Origin of the sequence: Serratia sp. Res13-Sevr-LER1-36-b, assembly GCF_015673035.1 — a bacterium.
GTDB lineage: Bacteria > Pseudomonadota > Gammaproteobacteria > Enterobacterales > Enterobacteriaceae > Chania > Chania fonticola_C.
Genome location: NZ_JADACK010000038.1, coordinates 12,087 through 28,886 on the forward strand (window position 1 = coordinate 12,087; position 16,800 = coordinate 28,886).

General features: G+C 55.4%; 17 protein-coding genes. 16 read left to right on the forward strand and 1 reads right to left on the reverse strand.

Annotated elements, in window-relative coordinates; all coding sequences use genetic code 11:
- Positions 1–20: 20 nt before the first annotated feature.
- The 5 genes from IMQ33_RS22190 (at position 21) to IMQ33_RS22210 (ending at position 4,168) form a co-directional block, all read left to right on the forward strand.
- Positions 21–761: an amino acid ABC transporter permease gene (locus tag IMQ33_RS22190; RefSeq protein WP_021179996.1), complete on the forward strand. Its 741-nt coding sequence runs from the start codon at positions 21–23 to the stop codon at positions 759–761.
- A complete protein-coding gene (gltK, locus tag IMQ33_RS22195) occupies positions 761–1,435 on the forward strand; it encodes a glutamate/aspartate ABC transporter permease GltK (RefSeq protein WP_021805327.1) in 675 nt (224 codons plus the stop codon). Before IMQ33_RS22190 ends, gltK begins: the two co-directional genes overlap by 1 nt.
- Complete coding sequence (locus tag IMQ33_RS22200; RefSeq protein ID WP_074027923.1) at positions 1,435–2,160, forward strand: amino acid ABC transporter ATP-binding protein; 726 nt, start codon at positions 1,435–1,437, stop codon at positions 2,158–2,160. Before gltK ends, IMQ33_RS22200 begins: the two co-directional genes overlap by 1 nt.
- A 103-nt stretch (positions 2,161–2,263) precedes the next feature.
- On the forward strand, positions 2,264–3,196 hold the full coding sequence (gene rihA / locus IMQ33_RS22205) for a pyrimidine-specific ribonucleoside hydrolase RihA (RefSeq protein WP_065686406.1): 933 nt from the start codon (positions 2,264–2,266) through the stop codon (positions 3,194–3,196).
- A gap of 576 nt (positions 3,197–3,772) precedes the next feature.
- The gene (locus IMQ33_RS22210) at positions 3,773–4,168 is read left to right on the forward strand and encodes a hypothetical protein (protein WP_196062726.1); all 396 of its coding nucleotides are present in this window, start codon (positions 3,773–3,775) and stop codon (positions 4,166–4,168) included.
- Positions 4,169–4,221: 53 nt separating this feature from the next.
- On the opposite strand, the gene IMQ33_RS22215 is transcribed toward IMQ33_RS22210, so the two are convergent.
- Positions 4,222–4,704 (reverse strand): zinc ribbon-containing protein, encoded by a 483-nt coding sequence (locus IMQ33_RS22215; protein ID WP_024531309.1) that lies wholly within the window; start codon positions 4,702–4,704, stop codon positions 4,222–4,224.
- A 268-nt stretch (positions 4,705–4,972) separates the two neighbouring features.
- Between IMQ33_RS22215 and leuS the strand changes: the two genes are divergently transcribed.
- The 11 genes from leuS (at position 4,973) to ybeD (ending at position 16,701) form a co-directional block, all read left to right on the forward strand.
- Positions 4,973–7,555 carry a leucine--tRNA ligase gene (leuS, locus tag IMQ33_RS22220; protein WP_024531308.1) on the forward strand — a complete coding sequence of 861 codons (2,583 nt, stop codon included), beginning with the start codon at positions 4,973–4,975 and terminating at the stop codon, positions 7,553–7,555.
- A gap of 14 nt (positions 7,556–7,569) precedes the next feature.
- The gene (gene lptE / locus IMQ33_RS22225; protein WP_024531307.1) at positions 7,570–8,133 is read left to right on the forward strand and encodes an LPS assembly lipoprotein LptE; all 564 of its coding nucleotides are present in this window, start codon (positions 7,570–7,572) and stop codon (positions 8,131–8,133) included.
- Complete coding sequence (gene holA, locus IMQ33_RS22230; RefSeq protein WP_196062727.1) at positions 8,130–9,164, forward strand: DNA polymerase III subunit delta; 1,035 nt, start codon at positions 8,130–8,132, stop codon at positions 9,162–9,164. Before lptE ends, holA begins: the two co-directional genes overlap by 4 nt.
- Positions 9,154–9,816 carry a nicotinate-nucleotide adenylyltransferase gene (gene nadD / locus IMQ33_RS22235; RefSeq protein WP_024531305.1) on the forward strand — a complete coding sequence of 221 codons (663 nt, stop codon included), beginning with the start codon at positions 9,154–9,156 and terminating at the stop codon, positions 9,814–9,816. Before holA ends, nadD begins: the two co-directional genes overlap by 11 nt.
- Positions 9,817–9,999: 183 nt before the next feature.
- The gene (gene rsfS / locus IMQ33_RS22240) at positions 10,000–10,317 is read left to right on the forward strand and encodes a ribosome silencing factor (protein ID WP_021180005.1); all 318 of its coding nucleotides are present in this window, start codon (positions 10,000–10,002) and stop codon (positions 10,315–10,317) included.
- Between the two features lie 3 nt (positions 10,318–10,320).
- Positions 10,321–10,791: a 23S rRNA (pseudouridine(1915)-N(3))-methyltransferase RlmH gene (gene rlmH / locus IMQ33_RS22245; protein ID WP_004949595.1), complete on the forward strand. Its 471-nt coding sequence runs from the start codon at positions 10,321–10,323 to the stop codon at positions 10,789–10,791.
- Positions 10,792–10,829: 38 nt separating this feature from the next.
- Positions 10,830–12,725 carry a peptidoglycan DD-transpeptidase MrdA gene (gene mrdA, locus IMQ33_RS22250; RefSeq protein ID WP_065686402.1) on the forward strand — a complete coding sequence of 632 codons (1,896 nt, stop codon included), beginning with the start codon at positions 10,830–10,832 and terminating at the stop codon, positions 12,723–12,725.
- A gap of 8 nt (positions 12,726–12,733) precedes the next feature.
- Complete coding sequence (gene mrdB, locus IMQ33_RS22255) at positions 12,734–13,846, forward strand: peptidoglycan glycosyltransferase MrdB (protein ID WP_065686401.1); 1,113 nt, start codon at positions 12,734–12,736, stop codon at positions 13,844–13,846.
- Between the two features lie 10 nt (positions 13,847–13,856).
- Positions 13,857–14,936, forward strand: coding sequence for an endolytic peptidoglycan transglycosylase RlpA (rlpA, locus tag IMQ33_RS22260; RefSeq protein ID WP_186528555.1), 1,080 nt, complete (start codon positions 13,857–13,859; stop codon positions 14,934–14,936).
- A gap of 184 nt (positions 14,937–15,120) precedes the next feature.
- Complete coding sequence (gene dacA / locus IMQ33_RS22265; RefSeq protein ID WP_065686399.1) at positions 15,121–16,332, forward strand: D-alanyl-D-alanine carboxypeptidase DacA; 1,212 nt, start codon at positions 15,121–15,123, stop codon at positions 16,330–16,332.
- Between the two features lie 102 nt (positions 16,333–16,434).
- A complete protein-coding gene (gene ybeD, locus IMQ33_RS22270) occupies positions 16,435–16,701 on the forward strand; it encodes a DUF493 family protein YbeD (protein ID WP_021180010.1) in 267 nt (88 codons plus the stop codon).
- The last annotated feature ends 99 nt before the right edge of the window (positions 16,702–16,800 follow it).

Genomic DNA, 16,800 nt, shown 5'->3' on the forward strand with positions numbered 1-16,800 from the left:
CCTGTTTAACGGAGTTCGTTATGTCAATAGATTGGAACTGGGGTATCTTCCTGCAGCAGGCCCCGTTTGGGAATACCACCTACCTGGGCTGGATCTGGTCCGGCTTTCAGGTTACGGTCGCCCTCTCCGTCTGTGCATGGATTATTGCCTTCTTTGTCGGTTCACTGTTCGGTATTTTGCGTACCGTACCCAACCGTTTTCTCTCCTCACTAGGTACCTGTTACGTCGAGCTGTTCCGTAACGTGCCACTAATCGTCCAATTCTTTACCTGGTATCTGGTGATGCCGGAGCTGCTGCCAGCCGACATCGGCATGTGGTTCAAGAGCGAGCTTGATCCCAACGTGCAATTCTTTGTTTCTTCCATGCTGTGCCTTGGGTTGTTTACCGCCGCACGCGTTTGTGAACAGGTACGTGCTGCAATCCAATCCCTGCCACGCGGCCAACAGGCGGCCGGGCTGGCAATGGGCCTGACGCTGCCACAAACCTATCGCTACGTGCTGCTGCCCAACGCCTATCGTGTGATCGTGCCGCCGATGACCTCGGAAATGCTCAACCTGGTAAAAAACTCCGCCATCGCCTCAACCATCGGGCTGGTGGATATGGCCGCTCAGGCCGGGAAGCTGCTGGATTACTCCGCACACGCCTATGAATCCTTTACTGCCATCACCCTCGCCTATGTCGCTATCAACGCCGTCATCATGCTGTTTATGCGTATTGTCGAGAAGAAAGTGCAGTTACCTGGCCATATGGGGAGTAAATAATGTACCAATTTGATTGGGGATCGATTGTCCCAAGCTTCCCGTATCTGCTGCAAGGGCTGGTCGTCACGCTGAAAATCACCGTGACGGCTATTGTGTTCGGTATCCTCTGGGGCACCGTGCTGGCGGTGATGCGCCTGTCGCCGATCAAGCCGATCAGCTGGTTTGCGGCGCTGTACGTCAACCTGTTCCGTTCCGTACCGCTGGTGATGGTGCTGCTATGGTTCTATCTGGTGGTTCCAAGCTTATTACAACAAGTTCTTGGGCTCTCACCGAAAACCGATATTCGCCTTATCTCGGCTATGGTAGCCTTTTCGCTGTTTGAAGCCGCGTACTACTCGGAAATTATCCGGGCAGGCATTGAAAGCGTCTCGCGCGGTCAGTCCTCTGCCTCGCTGGCGTTGGGTATGACCCAGTGGCAATCGATGCGGCTGGTGATCTTGCCGCAAGCGTTCCGCGCCATGGTGCCGCTGCTGCTGACCCAGGGGATCGTGCTGTTCCAGGATACCTCGCTGGTGTACGTACTTAGCCTGGCCGATTTCTTCCGCACCGCTTCAACCATTGGTGAGCGTGACGGTACGCAGGTGGAAATGATCCTGTTCGCCGGTTTGGTCTATTTTGTTATCAGTCTCGCCGCCTCGGCGCTGGTAAGCTATTTGAAGAAAAGGACTGTTTGATGATATCCCTGAAAAATGTTTCTAAGTGGTACGGTCACTTTCAGGTTCTGACCGACTGCACCACCGAAGTCAAAAAAGGCGAAGTGGTGGTGGTCTGCGGTCCTTCCGGTTCAGGAAAATCGACCCTGATTAAAACCGTCAACGGGCTCGAGCCGATCCAGAAAGGCGATATCGAGGTTAACGGTATTCAGGTCAACAACAAGAGCACCAACTTGGCGCAACTGCGCTCCAAAGTGGGGATGGTGTTCCAGCATTTTGAACTGTTCCCTCACCTGTCGATCATTGAAAACCTGACGCTGGCGCAGGTAAAAGTCCTCAAGCGCGACAAGGCTGCCTCACGCGATAAAGCCCTGAAACTGCTGGATCGCGTGGGCCTGTCGGCACATGCCGAAAAGTTCCCTGGGCAGCTCTCTGGTGGCCAGCAGCAGCGCGTGGCGATTGCTCGTGCGCTGTGTATGGATCCGATCGCCATGCTGTTTGATGAGCCCACCTCGGCGCTCGATCCGGAAATGATCAACGAAGTGCTGGACGTGATGGTCAAGCTGGCGCAGGAAGGGATGACCATGATGGTGGTGACCCACGAAATGGGCTTTGCCCGTAAGGTGGCCCACCGGGTGATCTTTATGGATGAGGGGAAGATCGTGGAAGACACCAATAAAGATGACTTCTTCAACAACCCACAGTCAGAACGTGCCAAAGACTTCCTGGCCAAAATCCTGCATTGATGTACCAGATGCGCCCTGACCCCGGGGCGCATCAATAGTGCTTGTTTCTTTCGCACTTTCCCCCGATCCTCAAAGCATAATGATAACGCTGAAGGAGAAAGTGATGTCCCGCCCTATTATTATCGATTGTGATCCAGGTCTTGATGACGCTATTGCCCTTGCCATGGCGCTACGCGCCCCTACGTTAGATGTTAAAGCCGTCACCACTTCTGCCGGTAACCAGACACCGCAAAAAACCCTGCATAACGCACTCGGCCTGCTGACGCTAATGCAACGGCAAGATGTTCTGGTCGCTGGCGGTGCCGCCAAGCCGCTGATGCGCGATCTGGTCATTGCCGATTACGTGCACGGTGATACCGGTATGGGCAACACCCATCTGCCAGCACCGGATTTCCAACCAGCAAAACAAACCGCGGTTGAACTGATTGCCGAGCTACTGCGTACCAGTCCAGAGCCGATTACGCTGGTGGTAACAGGTCCAATGACCAATATTGCCTTACTGCTGTCACAGCACTCAGCGCTGAAGAGCAAAATTGAACGCATCGTGTTTATGGGCGGTGGGATGAATGCAGGCAACACCACGCCGGTGGCCGAATTCAATATCTACGTCGATCCGGAAGCGGCCGAAATCGTGCTGCAATCCGGCGTGCCGCTGACCATGGCCGGGTTGAACGTCACCCATCAGGCATTGGTGTTACCGCAGGATATCGAACGCATCCGCAGCATTAATAATCCGGTCGCAGCAGCGGTAGCCAGCATGCTCGATTTCTACCTGCCGTTGTATCTTAGCCACCCGCGCGGCCTGCCGGGAGCCGCCATGCACGACCCTTGCACCATCGCCTGGCTGCTGGCCCCGGAGCTGTTTGAAAGCCGTGAGCTGTGGGTGGGTGTGGAGACCCAGGGCCAATACACCGTGGGCATGACGGTAGTGGATGAGTTTGGCCAAAACGGTAAACCGGCCAACGTCGAGGTGTTGACCCATATCAACCGCCAGGGCTTTATCGATCTGATGGTCGAGTGCGTTTCACGTTATTAAATTACCCCTCACCCTAACCCTCTCCCACAGGGAGAGGGAACCGATCGAGCGGGCCTGAAAATACGGTGACGCACCTTGGATGAGAGGACTTGTTGATTTTTCTGCGTAATTCCTTTACTCCCTACTTCCCGAAGCAGCACGAACCAACCAAGCGCTCCAGACAGCTCCCTCGCCCTTTGGGAGAGGATTGGGATGAGGCCACAACTCTACGACATTCTCTGCATCAGCCCCGTGACAGATGCCCCCAGCACCTGAACACAACTCCGAACCCGCTTTTTACCGCTACGCCGAAGCCTCTGATAGGTGGGGATTATGCAGGTTAGCCGACCGTTGAGCGCAAGGATGCGCGATTGCGAGCCCCCATGGACGGGTTTACGGCGTGTCGGCGTTCTGCATAATCCACAGCAGTAGTACCGTCACAATCAGTGACTCACCGTGGGCATCACACCGATGTCAAGGTGCTAACCCATATCAACCGCCAGGGCCTTATCTCGACATAGAACCATAACCCCGGACTGGTTTACTTTTATCCGATAAAACAAGACAATGCCGCCACAATGATACAGGGAGAGACGAATGAAAGGATATTTTCGCAAGTTACTGACCGGCTTGCTAGCCGTCGTTATTGTGGCCGCTGCACTGTTTTTTTGGGTCCGGTATGAGCTTAAGCAGGATGCCACACTAGCTTTTAACCAAAACAGTATCGTCAAAGAACATCTAGGTGAAGTGGCCATAGAAGAACTCAGCATGAGTCAGTTTGCAGCGATGAGTAACTGCCAGGATGATTGCGAACACTATCTGGTAAAGTTGAAAGGTGAAAAAGCTAGCGCTACTGCCGTTATGGACTTTGCAAAAGGGGATACTGAACTCTCCTATGCGATATTGTGTCTGGCTGACAACACTAATATCGCTCTGACAGAAGATGCAGTGGCTTTGGTACAAAACGATACCAAAGAAACCCCCTGCCAGTGATGCTTTCTCAATAAGCGGTAAATTCCCCTCATGCAATATGAGGGGAAATCGCATTAAGGCTCAAACGGCCGGCGTTGGAACTGATCGTGGCCGCACTTCGGGCACAAAGGCAGCACTTCCGGGGTATAGAAAGCCAGATGGTGATGGCATTTCTCACACACCAGATTGCCCAGCCCGACCACCTCGCCGCTGTGGTAGACGCCGTGATGGCTGACATCCTTAAACACCTCACGCCACTCCAACTGGGTTTTATCGGTGATATCCGCCAGTTCCTGCCACAGGCTTTCCTTAATTACGCGCATAAACACGCTGTCGGTGAATTCCTCCCGGCTCTCCTCATAACTGCGGGCGAACTCTTCCAGATCGCGGCGCACCGCCCGGGTCAACTGCTCCACTTCCGTACGGCTGAGTTCCTCCACCTCGTTCAAACGTTTCTCAGCGCTGGCAACCAATTGGTCAATGTCACGCTCGCCGTTCTTTAAACGTTCCGTCAGCGACGTCACCAACTCGCGGTAATACTGAGCAACCTTGTTCATAGCTTCTCCTCGATGAACTACTGCGACAGGACTTCTCCCCTAAAACTACTCGTTATTATTTTAGTCGTAAATCACTGATGTGGCTTGGCTAGGTGAGGTTTTGGCAGATTGTGAGTCACATCATGGCACAGATATTTTTTTAATACGTCGAGTCGGGCCGCTTGGTGTTGTTGCTGGCAGGTCTTATCAGCTATGCTATGCAGATCTAAAGATACTCACAGAATGCTACGGATGTAGCTGTTACACACCTACAGGACCATCGGCCGCCATGCAAGAGCAATACCGCCCCGAAGAGATAGAATCGAACGTACAGCTTCACTGGCAAGAGAAGCAAACTTTCAAGGTTACCGAAGACGCCAGCAAGGAAAAGTATTACTGCCTATCCATGCTGCCATACCCTTCTGGTCGTCTGCACATGGGTCATGTTCGGAACTACACCATTGGCGACGTGATCTCCCGCTACCAGCGTATGCTGGGCAAAAACGTGCTGCAGCCAATTGGCTGGGATGCGTTTGGCCTGCCAGCCGAAGGCGCGGCGGTAAAAAACAAAACCGCACCGGCCCCTTGGACCTACGACAACATCGAATATATGAAGAACCAGCTGAAACTGCTGGGCTTCGGCTATGACTGGGACCGCGAGATCGCCACCTGCGATCCTGACTACTACCGTTGGGAACAGTGGTTCTTCACCAAGCTGTACGAAAAAGGCATGGTCTACAAGAAGACCTCGGCGGTGAACTGGTGCCCACACGATCTGACCGTGCTGGCCAACGAACAGGTTATCGACGGCTGCTGCTGGCGCTGTGATACCAAGGTTGAGCGTAAAGAGATCCCACAGTGGTTTATTAAAATCACCGATTACGCCGATCAACTGCTCAACGATCTGGACACGCTGGAAAGCTGGCCAGAGCAGGTGAAAACCATGCAGCGCAACTGGATTGGCCGTTCCGAAGGGGTAGAAATCACCTTCGACGTTGCCGACAGCGCTGAGAAAGTCACCGTTTACACCACTCGCCCAGACACCTTTATGGGTGCTACCTATGTCGCCGTTGCCGCAGGTCACCCGCTGGCACAGCAGGGTGCGGTCAATAACCCGGCGCTGACAGACTTCATCGACGAATGCCGCAACACCAAGGTTGCCGAAGCCGAAATGGCCACCATGGAGAAGAAAGGCATGGCCACCGGTCTGTTTGCCATTCATCCGTTGAGCGGAGAGAAGCTGCCAATCTGGGTCGCCAACTTCGTTCTGATGGAATACGGCACCGGCGCGGTAATGGCCGTCCCTGGCCACGATCAGCGTGACTGGGAATTCGCCACCAAATACGATCTGCAGATCAAACCGGTCATTTTGAACCTGGACGGCAGCAAGCCAGACGTCAGCGCCGAAGCGATGACCGAAAAAGGCACCCTGTTCAACTCCGGCGAATTCGACGGCCTGGATCACCTGGCAGGCTTTAACGCCATCGCCGACAAGCTGGTGGCCAAAGGCGTCGGCCAGCGCAAGGTGAACTACCGTCTGCGCGACTGGGGCGTTTCCCGTCAGCGCTACTGGGGTGCTCCAATCCCAATGGTCACCCTGGAAGACGGCACCGTAATGCCAACGCCAGAAGACCAACTGCCGGTGATCCTGCCGGAAGATGTGGTGATGGACGGCATTACCAGCCCAATCAAAGCCGATCCCGAGTGGGCAAAAACCACCGTTAACGGCCAGCCGGCGCTGCGTGAAACCGACACCTTCGACACCTTTATGGAGTCTTCCTGGTACTACGCTCGCTACACCTGCCCGCAGTACGATAAAGGCATGCTGGATCCGGCTGCAGCCAACTACTGGCTGCCGGTCGATCAATATGTTGGCGGGATCGAACACGCCATCATGCACCTGATGTATTTCCGCTTCTTCCACAAGCTGATGCGCGACGCTGGCCTGGTCGATTCAGACGAGCCTGCCAAACGCCTGCTGTGCCAGGGCATGGTGTTGGCCGATGCCTTCTACTACACCGGCACCAGCGGCGAACGCGTCTGGGTATCCCCGGTTGATGCCACCGTCGAACGTGACGAGAAAGGTCGTATTGTCAAAGCAACCGATCCTGAAGGCCGTGAACTGGTCTATGCTGGCATGAGCAAAATGTCGAAGTCGAAGAACAACGGCATCGACCCTCAGGTGATGGTAGAGAAATACGGCGCGGATACCGTGCGTCTGTTTATGATGTTTGCTTCTCCGGCAGAAATGACGCTGGAATGGCAAGAATCTGGCGTTGAAGGGGCAAACCGCTTCCTCAAGCGCGTCTGGAAACTGGCCTACGACCACGTTGAGCAAGGGGCGGTTCAGCCACTGAACGTCAGCGAGCTCAATGAAGATCAGAAAGCCCTGCGCCGCGACGTGCATAAAACCATCGCCAAAGTGACCGACGATATCGGCCGCCGCCAGACCTTCAACACCGCCATCGCCGCCGTGATGGAGCTGATGAACAAGCTGGGCCGTGCGCCGCAGGAAAGTGAACAGGATCGCGCGCTGCTGCAAGAGGCCTTGCTGGCCGTGGTACGTATGCTGTATCCGTTCACGCCACACGTCTGTTTCACCCTGTGGCAGGCGTTGAACGCCGAAGGCGACGTAGACACTGCGCCATGGCCGGTAGCTGACGTTGCCGCCATGGTGGAAGATTCCAAACTGGTGGTGGTACAGGTTAACGGCAAAGTGCGGGCAAAAGTCACCGTGCCAGCCGATGCCACCGAAGAACAAGTGCGTGAGCGCGCCGCCCAAGAGCATCTGGTGGCCAAATATCTGGAAGGGGTCACGGTACGTAAAGTGATCTATGTTCCAGGCAAATTGCTTAACCTGGTTGTGGGTTAACACAAGGAGGCTTTGTGCGACTTCGTATTCTGACGTTGTTGCTGGGGTTGGCGGTGCTTGTCACCGCCGGCTGCGGTTTTCATCTGCGTGGCACCGCGCAGGTGCCCACAGAATTGCATACGCTGATCCTGGACAGCTACGATCCCTTTGGCCCACTGACCCGTGCCGTGCGCGAGCAATTGCGTCTAAGCGGGGCTACCGTGGTCAAATACGATCCGGCCCACAAGGAAGTCCCGTCACTGCGCATCGTCAATTCGACGCAAAGCCAGGATACGGTTTCGATCTTCCAGGATGGTAAAACCGCGGAGTATCAATTGGTGATGACGGTGCAGGCTCAGGTGCTGATCCCGGGCCATGACATTTACCCGATCAACGTCAAAGTCTTCCGTTCATTCTTTGATAACCCGTTGACTGCGTTGGCCAAAGACTCCGAGCAGGACATCATTATGCAGGAAATGCGTGAGCAAGCTGCCCAGCAAATTCTGCGTAAAATGCTGGCGGTGCACGCGGCGGTGCTGGAAACGCAAGAAAAAGCCGCCATCGCCGGTGAAAAAGCGGCCAGTACCGCAGCACAATGATCCGTCTTTATCCTGAACAACTTGCCGCGCAGCTCCGAGAGGGGCTGCGCGCTTGTTATTTATTGAGCGGAAACGAACCCTTGTTGCTGCAGGAAAGCCAGGATCTGATCCGTCAGGCCGCCCAACAGCAACAGTTCACCGAGCATTACAGCATTTCCCTGGATGTCCATACCGACTGGGATGCCATCTTCAGCATCTGTCAGGCTATGAGCCTGTTTGCCAGCCGGCAAACCCTGTTGCTGATTTTCCCCGAGAACGGCCCAACGGCCCCGATCGGTGAGCAACTGGTCAAGCTGGCTACTTTGCTGCATGACGATATCCTGTTGGTACTGCGCGGCCCGCGCCTGACCAAAGCCCAGGAGAACAGTGCCTGGTTCAAGGCACTCAGCGCCAATGGCGTCATGGTCAGTTGCCAAACGCCGGAACAGGCACAGCTGCCGCGCTGGGTCGCCCAGCGAGCCAAATCCATGCAGCTGGATCTCGATGACGCAGCCAATCAACTACTGTGTTACTGCTATGAAGGCAACCTGCTGGCACTTTCGCAGGCGTTGGAACGGCTATCGCTGCTGCACCCCGATGGTAAACTGACGCTGCCCCGCGTAGAGCAGGCGGTAAACGATGCTGCCCACTTCAGCCCGTTCCACTGGCTGGATGCCCTGCTGGCAGGCAAGAGCAAACGTGCCTGGCATATCCTGCGGCAACTCCAGCAAGAGGATGTCGAGCCGGTGATCTTGCTGCGTACCCTGCAACGGGAACTGCTGATGTTGCTGAACCTGCAACGCCGCATGGCGCACACCCCGCTACGTACGCTATTCGATCAGCTCAAGGTCTGGCAAAACCGCCGCAGCCTGATCACTCAGGCTCTGCAACGTCTGTCAGGTCAACAATTGCGGCAGGCAGTGCATCTGTTGGCGCAAATTGAGCTCACCCTCAAGAAAGACTACGGCCAGTCGGTTTGGCCAGAGCTGGAAACCCTGTCGATGCTGCTTTGCGGCAAACCTCTGGCCACGAGTGTCACCGATGCCTACTAGCCCGCAACATCCACATACCCTGCACGCCTTTTTCGGTGGCACCTTTGACCCAATCCACTACGGCCATCTGCGCCCGGTGGCAGCCTTGGCTGAAGAAGTCGGCCTTGATAAGGTCACGTTGTTGCCCAACCATGTGCCTCCCCATCGGCCACAGCCGGAAGCTAACGCGCAGCAGCGGCTAACCATGGTAGAGCTGGCGATTGCCGGTAACCCGTTGTTTACCGTGGACGATCGTGAATTGCACCGCACCACCGCGTCCTACACCATCGAGACTTTCGAAACGATTCGTAAAGAACGTGGCGCCGCAGCGCCTCTGGCGTTTATTATTGGCCAGGATTCGCTGCTGAGCCTACACAAATGGCATCGCTGGCAAGACCTGTTGCACTTCTGCCACCTGTTGGTGCTGGCGCGCCCGGGTTACAACCAGCAAATGGATACGCCAGAGCTGCAACGCTGGTTGGAACAGCACCAGATCGCCGATGCCACCCTGCTCAGCCGCCAGCCGCACGGGTTTATCTACCTGGCTGATACCCCTTTACTGGAGATATCCGCCACCGAGATACGCCAGCGCCGTCACCAAGGCATCAGCTGTGACGATTTGCTGCCGCGCCCGGTGCAGCGTTATATCGAGTTACAGGGTTTATATCGATAGGCCGCATGCTATACTGCGCCGCTATTTTTCAGGTATCCGCTGAAAACCCCAAGGATCTTGGCTAGCTGGGCAAAACCAGCAGGCTTTCAGCGGCATCCTGCCGAAACCATCACGATTCAGGCCAGTGACTTTGGGCAGTTGCCCTCAGCTTCCTGATGAACAGAACAACCCGAGGGGGAACCTTTGCAAGGTAAAGCGCTCCAAGATTTCGTTATCGATAAAATTGATGACATGAAAGGCCAAGACATTGTCGCTCTGGATGTTCAGGGCAAATCCAGCATCACCGACTGCATGATCATCTGTACCGGCACCTCAAGCCGTCATGTGATGTCGATTGCCGAACACGTCGTGCAAGAAGCCCGTGACGCCGGTATGGAACTGTATGGTATGAAAGGCCAGGCCGTTTCCGACTGGGTAGTGGTCGATCTGGGCGAAGTGATTGTGCACGTGATGCAAGAAGAAAGTCGCCAATTGTACGAACTGGAAAAGCTCTGGGGTTAAGCGGTGAAACTGCAATTGGTTGCAGTCGGCACCAAAATGCCCGACTGGGTGCAGACCGGCTTTATGGATTACCTGCATCGCTTTCCGAAAGATATGCCGTTTGAACTGACCGAGATCCCGGCGGGCAAACGCGGCAAGAATGCGGATATCAAACGTATTCTGGAAAAGGAAGGCGAGCAGATGCTGGCAGCGGTGGGCAAAGGTAACCGCATCGTTACGTTGGATATCCCTGGCACCCCGTGGGAAACGCCCCAGTTGGCACAACAGCTCGAGCGCTGGAAACAGGATGGCCGCAACGTCAGCCTGTTGATTGGCGGCCCTGAGGGGCTGGCTCCGGCCTGTAAAGCCGCCGCTGAGCAAAGCTGGTCGCTTTCCCCGTTAACGTTACCGCATCCTTTAGTGCGTGTTTTGGTGGCAGAGAGCCTCTACCGCGCCTGGAGTATTACTACAAATCATCCTTACCACCGGGAGTAGCCGGTGGTGACAGTAACAGAGTGAAAAAAAGCAGCGGGATGAAAATAGAACGTAACCCTTTTCGCGACTATACGGCCGAGTCCGCCCTGTTTGTACGCCGCGCCGTGGTGGCGTTTTTTATCATTCTGGTGCTGACAGGCATCCTGATTGCCAATCTGTATAATCTGCAAATCGTGCGTTTTGAAGATTACCGCACCCGCTCTAATGAAAACCGCATCAAGCTGCTGCCTATCGCCCCCAGCCGCGGCATAATTTACGATCGCAACGGTACGCCGCTGGCGCTTAACCGTACCATTTACCAATTGGAACTGATGCCGGAGAAGGTGGACGATCTAAAAGCCACGCTCGAGGCCTTGCGCCCGGTGGTCGATCTCACCGACGACGATATCGCCAACTTTGAAAAAGAGCGCAAGCGCTCGCGCCGTTTCGTCTCGATCCCGGTGAAAACCCCACTGACCGAAGTGCAGGTGGCCCGTTTTGCGGTCAATCAGTTCCGCTTCCCCGGCGCGGAAGTCAAAGGCTATCAACGCCGCTATTATCCTTATGGGTCTGCCCTCACTCACGTGATCGGTTACGTGTCGAAAATAAACGACCGCGACCTCGAGCGCCTGGACAAAGACGGCCAGCTACGTAACTATGCTGCCACCCATGATATCGGCAAGCTGGGTATCGAACGCTATTATGAAGATGTCCTGCATGGCAAAACCGGCTATGAAGAGGTTGAAGTCAACAACCGTGGCCGGGTGATCCGCCAATTGCATGAGCAACCCCCTTCCGCCGGTAAAGACGTTTATCTGACGCTGGATCTCAACTTGCAACGCTATATCGAGCAGTTGCTGGTGGGCAGCCGTGCCGCCGTGGTGGTCAGCGATCCGCGCACCGGGGGAATTTTGGCGATGGTTTCCAACCCTAGCTACGATCCCAACCTGTTTGTTGATGGCATCTCCAACAAGGATTATCAGGGGCTGCTCAACGATCCGAACCGCCCGCTGATCAACCGTGCCACCCAAGGGGTGTACCCTCCGGCCTCCACAGTTAAACCCTATATTGCCGTTTCCGCTCTCAGTGCCGGGGTGATCACCAAAAATACCGTCGTGTTCGATCCGGGCTGGTGGCAATTGCCAGGGTCAGAGAAACGCTTCCGCGACTGGAAAAAATGGGGGCATGGCCGCCTCAACGTCACCAAAGCGCTGGAGGAGTCTGCAGATACCTATTTCTATCAGGTAGCGTACGACATGGGGATCGATCGCCTGTCCACCTGGCTGACCAAATTCGGCTACGGCGAATATACCGGTATCGATCTTTCCGAAGAGCGTTCCGGCCTGATGCCAACGCGCGACTGGAAATTCAAACGTTACAAAAAACCGTGGTATCAGGGCGACACCATTCCGGTGGGCATCGGCCAGGGCTACTGGACCGCTACGCCGATCCAGATGTCCAAGGCGCTGAACACCCTGATTAACGACGGCAACGTCAAAGATCCGCATCTGCTGCAAAGTACCAAGATCAACGGCGTATTGGTGCCGTTCAAGCAAAAAGAGAGCAAGCAGATCGGCGATATCCATTCAGGCTTCTGGGAAATAGCCAAAGACGGCATGTACGGCGTTGCCAACCGGCCTAACGGCACGGCGCGCAAGTTCTTTGACAAGACACCGTATAAAGCCGCGGCAAAATCGGGTACCGCGCAGGTATTCGGCTATGAAACCTATAACGCCCACAAACTCGCTGAACACCTGCGGGACCATAAATTGATGACAGCCTTTGCGCCCTACGATAACCCAACGGTTTCGGTGGCCATCATTTTGGAAAACGGCGGTTCAGGCCCGGCGGTAGGCACCATTACCCGCCAAATCCTCGACCACATCCTGTTGGGCGACAACAATACGCAATTACCGGATGCAGTACCGCTGCCGCCAGGTATAGAAGGTGATTAAGGTAGAACATGACTGAAAGCCAACAAAAGGGCTCTATCTGGACCAAAATCCATATCGACCCGACATTTCTGCTGTTTATTCTGGCTCTGCTGATCTACAGCGCCGTGGTGATGTGGAGCGCCAGCGGCCAGGATATGGGCATGATGGAACGCAAAATCGGCCAGATCCTGATGGGGCTGATCGTGATGGGCGTGATGGCGCAAATCCCGCCGCGGGTTTATGAAAGCTGGGCACCCTACCTGTATATTTTCTGCGTGATATTGCTGATCCTGGTGGATGCCTTTGGCCAAATCAGTAAAGGGGCGCAGCGCTGGCTGGATCTGGGCTTTGTGCGCTTCCAACCTTCGGAAATCGCCAAGATCGCCGTGCCGCTGATGGTGGCTCGCTTTATGAACCGTGACGTGTGCCCACCTTCGCTGAAGAATACCGGCATCGCGCTGGTGCTGATCTTCCTGCCCACCTTGCTGGTTGCCGCACAGCCCGATCTGGGCACCTCGATCCTGATCGCCGCCTCAGGCCTGTTTGTGCTGTTCCTGTCGGGGATGAGCTGGAAGCTGATCGCCGTGGCTGCCGTAGCACTGGCCGCCTTTATCCCGGTGTTGTGGTTCTTCCTGATGCACGGCTATCAGCGTGACCGCGTGATGATGCTGCTCGATCCGGAAAGCGATCCGTTAGGGGCTGGCTACCATATTATTCAGTCGAAAATCGCCATCGGCTCTGGCGGCCTATCGGGTAAAGGTTGGCTGCACGGCACTCAGTCTCAACTCGAATTCCTGCCGGAACGCCACACCGACTTTATCTTCGCAGTGTTGGCGGAAGAACTTGGCCTGATCGGCGTACTGGTGCTGCTGTTGCTATATCTGCTGGTGATTATCCGCGGGCTGATGATCGCCGCCCGGGCACAGACCACCTTTGGCCGCGTCATGGTCGGTGGGCTGATGCTGATCCTGTTCGTCTATGTGTTTGTTAACATTGGTATGGTCAGTGGCATTTTACCGGTAGTTGGCGTACCTTTGCCTTTGGTCAGTTACGGGGGGTCGGCGCTGATCGTACTCATGGCTGGGTTCGGCATCGTGATGTCGATCCACACGCATCGGAAAATGTTGTCTAAAAATCTATAAGAGGTGTGCAATGCGTAAGGAATGGCTTTGGGTCGGCGCGGTTGCTGCTGCGGTATTACTTTCCGCCTGTACCACGACGGAAGAAACACAGGCTCCGGTGCAACAAGCCTACAACGGGCCGGTGACCGAAATCGGCGGCGTGGAGCCTCACTATGAACCCTATAACCCTGGCACTCTGCAGGATTATAAGGTTAATGGCGACACTTATCGCATCGTGCAAGATCCGCAGAACTTCTCGCAAACCGGCCTGGCAGCCTGGTACGGCGAAGAAGCCAACGGCAACACTACCGCTATCGGTGAGCAGTTCGATCCCAATGCGCTGACCGCTGCACATCCCACCTTGCCTATCCCGAGCTATGTACGCGTCACCAACCTGGCCAATGGCCGTCAACTGGTGGTACGCGTGAACGATCGCGGCCCTTATACCTCAGGCCGGATTATCGATCTGTCCAAAGCTGCCGCCGATCGCCTCAACCTGTCCAGCAACACCAAGGTGAAGGTCGACTTTATCAAGGTTGCTCCAGATGGCACATTGAGCGGCCCTGGTACCGTAGGTACCGTCGTCGCCAAACAGAGCTACGCCCTGCCTCCACGCCCGGATCTCAGTTCCGGCGGCGGTATGGATACACCGATGCAGCAATCGGCACCGGTTGCCGCCCCTACCGCTCAAGCGATTGACAACGGCAGCATGAACTACAGCGACAACAGCGCTACCCCTGCCGCCTCCACTGGCCGTAGCGGTGGTTTCCTTGGTGCACCGCAACCGTTAGCCCCTGGCGTATTGGAAGGGACAGAACCCCAACCGGTCATCAGCGCCCCCACTGCCGCCCCGGTGGTAGCCACCGCAACGGCAGCCAGTGCAAGCGGTAGCTATGTCGTACAGGTAGGTGCCCTGAGTAATGCCGAACGTGCGCAAAGCTGGCAACAACAGCTGAGCCAGCAGTTTGGCGTTCCTGGTAAGGTCGACGCCAACGGCGCCGTCTACCGCGTGCAGCTTGGCCCGTTCAGCAATCGTCAACAGGCCGCACAGTTGCAACAGCGCCTGGCCACTGAGGCACAGCAACAGTCCTTTATCACTGCCGCACCCTAGTCGTGAAACTTGGCAGGCCGATGCCGCCGACAGCAGGTCGTTGACTTATCTGAAACATTTTCTTTCAGGTAAATCTGTGTAAACCCCCTACTGTCGGCCGAATGGCTAATGCCTGCCGGGGCCCCGTCTGCTATAGTGTGACTCGTTTTTTAACTTAACTTTTACGGATGTTGTAGTCCCGATCATGAAACAGGTAACCTCTTTTCGCTTAATCAAAAGCCTCACGCTTGGCACTGCCATCGCGCTCAGCGCAGCGTCAGTTGCCCACGCAGACGACGTTAATATTAAAACCATGATCCCAGGTGTGCCGCAGATTGATGCCGAGGCCTACATCCTGATTGATTACAACTCCGGTAAAGTGTTGGCAGAATCGAACGCCGACGCACGCCGCGACCCTGCCAGCCTGACCAAAATGATGACCAGCTACGTCATCGGCCAGGCGCTGAAATCCGGCAAGATTGGCCAGGACGATATGGTCACCGTGGGTCAGGACGCCTGGGCTACCGGCAACCCGGTGTTCAAAGGTTCCTCACTGATGTTCCTCAAGCCGGGGGACCGCGTACCGGTTTCCAAGCTGACTCGCGGTATCAACCTGCAATCCGGTAACGATGCCTGTGTCGCCATGGCGGACTACGTCGCAGGTAGCCAGGACGCGTTCGTTAACCTGATGAATACCTACGTCAAACAGCTCGGCCTACAAAATACCCACTTCCAAACCGTACACGGCCTGGATGCGGAAGGCCAGTTCAGCTCGGCGCGTGATATGGCGTTGATCGGCCAGGCGCTGATCCGCGATGTGCCAGACGAATACGCTATCTATAAAGAAAAAGAGTTCACCTTCAACAATATCCGTCAGTTGAACCGTAACGGTCTGCTGTGGGATACCAGCCTGAACGTCGATGGGATTAAAACCGGCCATACCAATTCGGCAGGTTATAACCTGGTGGCTTCAGCGACGGAAGGCCAGATGCGTCTGATCTCCGCCGTGCTGGGTGGCCGTACCTACAAAGGCCGCGAAACCGAAAGCAAAAAACTGCTGACCTGGGGCTTCCGCTTCTTTGAAACCGTCGCACCGCTGAAAGCAGGCAAAGAGTTCGCTTCTGAACCCGTTTGGTTCGGCGATGCCGATCGCGTCGAGCTGGGCGTAGACAAAGATGCCTACCTGACCATCCCACGCGGCCGGATGAAAGATTTGAAAGCCAGCTACGTGCTGAACACCCCGGAAATTCATGCTCCGCTGGCCAAAAACCAGGTGGTTGGCACCATCAATTTCCAGCTGGATGGCAAAACCATCGATCAGCGCCCGCTGGTGGTGCTGAACGAAGTGAAAGAAGGTGGCTTCTTTGGCCGCATCGTGGATTATATCCGCCTGATGTTCCATCACTGGTTCGGCTAACCCTTGAATCGGCTGAGTTCGGCCCCATATAACAATTAACACTAACTCCCGCCCCGGCGGGAGTTATAATTTAGAGATCCGCCACAGCTGGAGCGCACCCACATGCAAAAGACTAAACTGAACGAACTGCTCGAATTCCCTTGTACCTTTACTTATAAGGTAATGGGCCTGGCACATCCCGAGCTGGTAGACCAGGTGGTTGAAGTGGTGCAACGCCATGCTCCAGGGGATTACAACCCGCAGGTCAAACCGAGCAGCAAAGGCAACTACCACTCCGTTTCCATCACCATCACCGCCACCCATATCGATCAGGTGGAAACGTTATATGAAGAGTTGGGCAATATTGAAATTGTCCGTATGGTGCTGTAATTAAAGCATAACGCCCTGCCAGCCAACCTGGTCCAGCACAAGCGCTGTCCGGGTTGCCCTGGTTCGCCAGGGATAAATGCTGGTCGCGGACCAGAGCGC